Below are 6,447 nucleotides of genomic sequence, written 5' to 3' on the forward strand. Positions count from 1 at the left end.
GACCATCACAACTAATCCCGCTATAGACCTGACGTAACTTGACGCGGCTCTCCTTGAGTTTTTTGCGTAATCGGTTCTTATCATTAGCTTTGACATAATCACAAAGACTCGCCACCAAGGGATCTGCCTCAGCCGATGCAGTGACAGGCACACTCATACCACCCAGTCCAATCAACGCCGCTAAAGCAATAGACATTAAACGCATCCGATACTCCTTTATATTTTCTCATTTCTTATTATTTTGTACGGTTGCGTTGGTAGCTAACTTAAATGACTGATTATAATGTTACTTTATAAGCAATATTTGCCTAATCATGACGTTGTCATCCGCGCCTGCAGTCACTTGATTGCACAAACACCATGCACTACACATTACGTGAGTAAATGACTTCGCGCATTTGGCAAGAGCGTGAGACGAGATGAGGCTAATGCTAGGCAAGTGAGCTACCGCAACACATACGTGCAGGGTACACAAACAACACCATAATTTAACATTTTTTTATCAGGGTGATAAAGTGATATTCCAATCCATTGGCGCTTTCACCACGGCAACGGTCTGTTTCAAGCCATTGCTGCCCATCCCACGCCGGAAAGTAAGTATCACCTTCAACATCAAGATTGATATGAGTTAAATACAAAGTATCTGCCAATGGCAACAGTTGAGCGTAAAGCTGTCCCCCGCCCATGATCACGAGTTCCGCGCACTCCCCCGCCACTTGTTTAGCCGCATCGAAGGAGGTGACACAACTGACGCCGTCAATCTGCAAGCCCGCTTGGCGCGAAATCACAATATTATGGCGTCCAGGAAGGGGTTTACCAATAGATTCAAAGGTTTTGCGCCCCATAACCACAGGTTTGCCTAATGTCATGGCCTTAAAATGACGCAAATCCTCGGGAAGATGCCATGGCATTTTATTGTCTTTTCCGATAACTCGGTTGTTCGCCATCGCAGCAATCATCGCAATGCGCATGCTCAGTCCTCTATTGTCGATAGTGTGGAATTATTGAATAACGGGGCGGGTTCTAAAATACAGCAAACTCGGCAGCGCTAAGCCAACCGATAATGCCCCAAGAATAAAGACCGTTTTTAAACCATTACTGATAACCTGCCCAGTCAATTCTTGGCTCACTTGGGATTGGGCGGTAAGTTGCACTAATGCTATCACAGTATTAAAGGCATAAGTTCCAGGGATCATTGGGATAATCGCCGCTACCGCATACATCAATGGCGGCGCGAGATGCCGCTTGGCAAAACCGATGGTGAGCATACCAACCAAAGCGGCTGCGGCAAAAGTCGCCCACTCAATGGGCAACCCCAAGTGCAACATCAAGGTGCGCGAGCTATGCCCAATGGCGCCAGCTAACGCGCAGTAAGGTAAAAAACGTTTAGGAACGTTAAATACCATGGCAAACCCTACCGCGGGAATGGCGGAAAACACCGCATCATGCAGCAGCAAGAACAACAAATCCATCATAGCAAGTTACCCCCTAGCTGCATGGCAAGGGTAATACCGATAACCGATGACACGGTTAATAGGGTGGCGTGTCCCCAACGGGAAATGCCGACGTTCATATGGCCTTTTACCATATCCGAAATGGCATTAATCATCGGAAAACCAGGCACTAGCATTAACACACTGGCCGCCATCGCAGACTGGGGCGTCATGCTCAGGGAAAACAAATAACCCGTTTGCGCGATCAAACTACTAACAAAAGCCGTGACCGCAAAATTAATCAGCAGATTAAAATGGCGCTTGGCAAAGGCTAAGCGCACCGCCATCCCGACCGCTGCCGCTATAAACGTAATCACACTGGCCGCGAGATCCCCACCAAATAAGTGACAAAAACTAGCACAGGAGAGGCCGATCATCGGGATAACTAACATGGGTGGATAGCTTCGAGGCTCAAGACGCGCTAAGTGTTTGCGGACGTCATTCGGGCCATAAACCCCTTTTTCGGCCAACAAACAGATACGCTGCAATTGGCACACGATGGCCATATTGATGCCATGTTCACGAATGCGCCGAGTGGTCGTAATACAGCGACCATGTACCAAACTGGTTAATACGAGGGAATTAGAAGAGATGGACAGCTCAATGCTGGCAAGGCCGAGAGCCCGGCCAAGGCGCTGGCTGATTTCTTCAACTAAATCAGATTCAGCACCATAGGCCAGCAGCAGTTGTGCAACGCGCACAACCTGCCGAGTAATGTCATTTTGAGTATCAGCGTACACAGCGTTCTCAACACTCAGAGATGAAGATTATCTTTGGTAAATAACTTCTACGTCGTAGTCATCATCATCAAAGTCGTCGTCAAAATCATCATCATAATCTTCATTAATAGAATCAAGATTCGCTTGATGATAATTATCCCACTTAAACTCGACTTCATCGTCGGGGTTAACAACGGTATCTTCCGGTGGAAGGCTATTGATGTAATCCAATAACTTAATGGCTAACTCTTTGGTACCTTCACGGTTATAGGCCGAGATGGTATACACATCACCTTGCCAATCCAACTCTTTAACAATGCGTTCAACCTTTTCTTGCAGCTCTTCTTCAAGCAACAAATCGGTTTTGTTAAAGACTAACCAGCGAGGCTTACTCGCTAATTTAGGGGAATACTTTTCAAGCTCACCCACAATCGCACGCGCCGACTCAACCGGATCGGTGCCATCGATAGGCTCAATATCCAGGATATGCAATAAAATACGGCAGCGTTCAAGGTGCTTTAAGAAGCGAATACCTAAGCCCGCCCCCTCGGCAGCACCTTCGATCAAACCGGGAATATCGGCGATCACAAAGCTCTGACCCGGGCGAGGATTCACCACCCCGAGGTTTGGCACTAAAGTAGTAAAGGGGTAATCGGCCACTTTAGGCGTAGCGCGCGACACCGCCCGAATAAAGGTTGATTTACCCGCATTCGGCATACCGAGCAAGCCAACATCCGCGAGCAACAGTAACTCCAATTTCAAGCTACGCACTTCTCCCGGAGTACCTAAGGTCTTTTGCCGCGGCGCACGATTAGTACTGCTCTTAAAACGGGTATTACCTAGACCATGGAAGCCACCTTTGGCAACCAACAGCTTTTGGCCATGGGTCGTTAAATCCCCAAGCACTTCTTCGGTATCATGATCTATAGCACGAGTACCCACTGGCACTTTTAAGATCAAATCCTTACCGCTATGGCCGGTGCAATCCCGACCACGCCCGTTTTCACCGCGCTCGGCCATGTGAAAACGTTCAAAACGAAATTCAATTAAGGTGTTGAAGTTTTCGTCGGCCTGCAAATACACACTGCCGCCGTCACCACCATCACCCCCGTCAGGACCACCATCAGGTACATACTTTTCGCGCCTAAAACTGACACAACCGCTACCGCCGTCGCCCGCTTCGACCCTAATTACTGCCTCATCGACAAACTTCATACTTACTCCTGGCATCACTGAATGAAGCAATTATACCGTCTAACTTCATTGGTCGCCAAAAAACTCAAGATACTTGCGCCCCATCTTACCTATCCACACCTTTAATCCGGTAATCATTTACCCAATTCACCATTGATGCAGTGTAAGTAGAAGCATAAAAACAGAAAGCCCCACCAATGGCGGGGCTTTAACAGTATAAGCTAGACTCGATAATTAAGCTTCGATGCTAATAAACTTACGGTTATTAGGACCTTTAACTTCGAATTTTACTTTACCGTCAGTCAGAGCAAACAGAGTATGGTCACGACCAATACCTACGTTTACACCAGCGTGGAATTTAGTACCACGTTGACGAACGATAATGTTACCAGCTAGAACTGATTCACCGCCAAAGCGCTTAACACCTAGACGTTTACTTTCTGAATCGCGGCCGTTACGAGTAGAACCGCCAGCTTTTTTATGTGCCATGAGTTAGACTCCTATTATGCGTTGATAGCAGTAATTTTAACTTCGGTGAACCATTGACGGTGACCGATTTTCTTGTCGTGGTGCTTACGACGACGGAACTTAACGATAGTTACTTTCTCGCCACGACCATGACTTACTACTTCAGCAACGACTTTACCGCCAGCTACTAAAGGAGCACCAACGTGCACAGTTTCACCGTCAGCGATCAATAAAACTTGATCGAATTCAACAGTTGAACCTGTAGCAACTTCTAATTTTTCTAAACGAACTGTGTGGCCAGGGGCTACACGGTGTTGTTTACCACCACTTTGAAAAACAGCGTACATAGCTATTTTACTCCGATATTCCTAACGCGCTGGCTCGCACTTTTGGGAGGCAGGGCGCTATAAAAACTTTATTGACAATGGGCGCGGAGTTTACGCGAAGAATCTGCGTATGGCAAGCCCTAATTAGGAAAGAATAAAAAAAGGCCGGAATAACTCGCACATTAATAGTGCCAATGCTGTTATATGACAGAATTTTAGGTAAAATTCGGGCTATATAACACATAAGCCTAAAATAAAAGGCTGGGTAGCTCATAGCCCACACACTCAGAGTCTATTATGGATTTAAACGCGATTCGTCAACTGGCTGACACTGATATGCAAGCAGTCAATCAGCTGATATATAAACAGCTTGGATCAGATGTTGCCTTAATAAACCAACTCGGTTTCTACATTATCAATGGTGGTGGTAAACGTCTTCGTCCTTTGCTATCTGTGCTTGCTGCGCGGGCGATTAATTATCAAGGTGATGCTCACCTTAAATTGGCTGCCATTATCGAGTTCATCCACACAGCCTCATTATTACATGATGATGTGGTCGATGAATCCACGCTTAGACGAGGCCGCGAAACCGCTAACGCCCTCTTTGGCAACAGTGCCAGCGTGCTGGTAGGTGATTTTCTTTATACTCGCTCCTTCCAAATGATGACCGAGCTCGACAGTATGCGCGTACTGCGTGTGCTGGCCGATACCACCAACGTATTGGCCGAGGGTGAAGTGTTGCAATTGATGAATTGCAATGACCCCGATACCACTGAAGCCAGTTATATGCGGGTGATTTACTGTAAGACGGCAAAATTGTTTGAGGCCGCCACCCTACTTGCCGCCGTCTTAGCCGGTGCCAGCCCAGAACAAGAGCGCGCCCTTGGTGACTATGGCAAATACCTTGGCACGGCGTTCCAATTAACCGATGATTTATTGGATTACACCGCAGACACTGAAGCGTTAGGCAAAAATATTGGTGACGATCTGGCCGAGGGCAAACCAACCCTGCCGTTAATCTATGCCATTGCCCACGGTACCGCTGAGGAGCAGCAATTGATCCGCCAAGCGATTGAGCAAGGTAATGGCACCCACGCCATCGATAAAATTGTGGCCGCCTTACATCACTGCGGTGCATTAACCTACACTCAGCAAAAGGCAATTGAGCAATCTGAACAAGCGATTGCGGCACTTTCAGCCTTACCAGAGAGTGATTTTAAAACGGCACTGATCTCACTGGCGAAGTTATCTGTCGATCGTAATCATTAATCCGTATTTCCAGTTCGAATATAAAAAAGGTCTTATTATATAAGACCTTTTTTATTGTCTGCCGCTCAAACCTGCCATTGAATTGGGGGCTCGCCCCTTTGCTCCAATAACTGATCCACTTTAGCGAAATGCCCACAGCCAAAAAAGCCTCGATAAGCAGATAGAGGGGATGGATGAGGTCCTGTGAGCAATTGATGCCAGGGCGCGGTGATCACTTTCGCCTTTTTAATAGCATGGCTCCCCCACAGCACAAAAATGATAGGGCGAGTCTGCTCATTTAACAATGTTAAGGCTTGGGTGGTAAATTGCTCCCAACCAGCCTTTGCATGGGAATGCGCTTGCCCCTGCTCCACGGTCAATACCGTATTGAGCATCAGGATCCCCTGCTGCGCCCACTGGGTTAAATCGCCATGGTTGGGGATGGTAAATCCTTGAATGTCATTGGCCAACTCTTTATACATATTTGCCAAGGAAGGCGGCGGCTTGATGCCACGGCGCACCGAGAAACACAAGCCATGGGCCTGCTCTGGTCCATGATAGGGATCTTGGCCGAGTAACACTACCCGCACCTTATCCAGTGGCGTCATGTTAAAAGCATTAAATACATCGGTCTGGGGAGGGTAAATCACTTTACCCTGCTGCCGCTCCTGCTCGACAAAAGCCATTAGTCGCTGGTAATAGGGCTCGGCGCTCTGCCCATCGATAAACGCCTGCCAAGTTGTCACCGTCACAATAAGTTTCCTCAAATAACCATGGCGCGAGCTTAACCGTTAGTACGCAATCGCCAGTAATGCAAGATTGCTCAGCCACATCAAAGTCATAAAAATATGATTTATAATATAAAAAACAATCACAGCTGCAATTCACGGTGCAACCGTGGCGGGAGAATATGTCACTTTCTTTTTAATGTAAGCTTACCGATGTTAATGACCAATGCCAATAAACGCGGCACAATTATCGCGCCAGCGCTATCTCGCC

9 protein-coding genes are annotated in these 6,447 nt (G+C 47.3%); 1 reads left to right on the top strand and 8 read right to left on the bottom strand.

The genetic code is table 11. The features are described 5' to 3' along the window. From ACRCZA_RS03905 to rplU, 7 genes are all read right to left on the bottom strand, one after another. Window positions 1-205: DUF3718 domain-containing protein (locus ACRCZA_RS03905; RefSeq protein ID WP_438673169.1), on the bottom strand; the 205-nt coding region annotated here is incomplete at its 3' end. A 283-nt stretch (window positions 206-488) separates the two neighbouring features. After that, window positions 489-971, bottom strand: a complete 483-nt coding sequence (folA, locus tag ACRCZA_RS03910; RefSeq protein WP_438673170.1) for a type 3 dihydrofolate reductase — start codon at window positions 969-971, stop codon at window positions 489-491. 30 nt (window positions 972-1,001) lie between these two features. After that, on the bottom strand, window positions 1,002-1,475 hold the full coding sequence (locus tag ACRCZA_RS03915) for a threonine/serine exporter family protein (protein WP_438673171.1): 474 nt from the start codon (window positions 1,473-1,475) through the stop codon (window positions 1,002-1,004). Then, window positions 1,472-2,233, bottom strand: a complete 762-nt coding sequence (locus ACRCZA_RS03920; protein ID WP_438673172.1) for a threonine/serine exporter family protein — start codon at window positions 2,231-2,233, stop codon at window positions 1,472-1,474. The genes ACRCZA_RS03915 and ACRCZA_RS03920 overlap by 4 nt, the downstream gene beginning before the upstream one ends. A gap of 27 nt (window positions 2,234-2,260) precedes the next feature. Beyond that, on the bottom strand, window positions 2,261-3,427 hold the full coding sequence (gene cgtA, locus ACRCZA_RS03925) for an Obg family GTPase CgtA (protein WP_438673173.1): 1,167 nt from the start codon (window positions 3,425-3,427) through the stop codon (window positions 2,261-2,263). A gap of 213 nt (window positions 3,428-3,640) precedes the next feature. After that, window positions 3,641-3,895, bottom strand: a complete 255-nt coding sequence (gene rpmA, locus ACRCZA_RS03930) for a 50S ribosomal protein L27 (RefSeq protein ID WP_007650346.1) — start codon at window positions 3,893-3,895, stop codon at window positions 3,641-3,643. A 14-nt stretch (window positions 3,896-3,909) separates the two neighbouring features. Then, entirely contained in the window at window positions 3,910-4,221 is a 312-nt protein-coding gene (gene rplU, locus ACRCZA_RS03935; protein WP_438673174.1) for a 50S ribosomal protein L21, read from the bottom strand. A 276-nt stretch (window positions 4,222-4,497) separates the two neighbouring features. Between rplU and ispB the strand changes: the two genes are divergently transcribed. After that, window positions 4,498-5,469, top strand: coding sequence for an octaprenyl diphosphate synthase (gene ispB / locus ACRCZA_RS03940; protein ID WP_438673175.1), 972 nt, complete (start codon window positions 4,498-4,500; stop codon window positions 5,467-5,469). Between the two features lie 65 nt (window positions 5,470-5,534). Here the strand turns inward: ispB and ung are convergent, their stop codons facing one another. Then, window positions 5,535-6,200, bottom strand: a complete 666-nt coding sequence (gene ung / locus ACRCZA_RS03945) for a uracil-DNA glycosylase (protein ID WP_438673176.1) — start codon at window positions 6,198-6,200, stop codon at window positions 5,535-5,537. Window positions 6,201-6,447: the final 247 nt, after the last annotated feature.

The organism is Shewanella sp. (assembly GCF_051658185.1).
GTDB lineage: Bacteria > Pseudomonadota > Gammaproteobacteria > Enterobacterales > Shewanellaceae > Shewanella.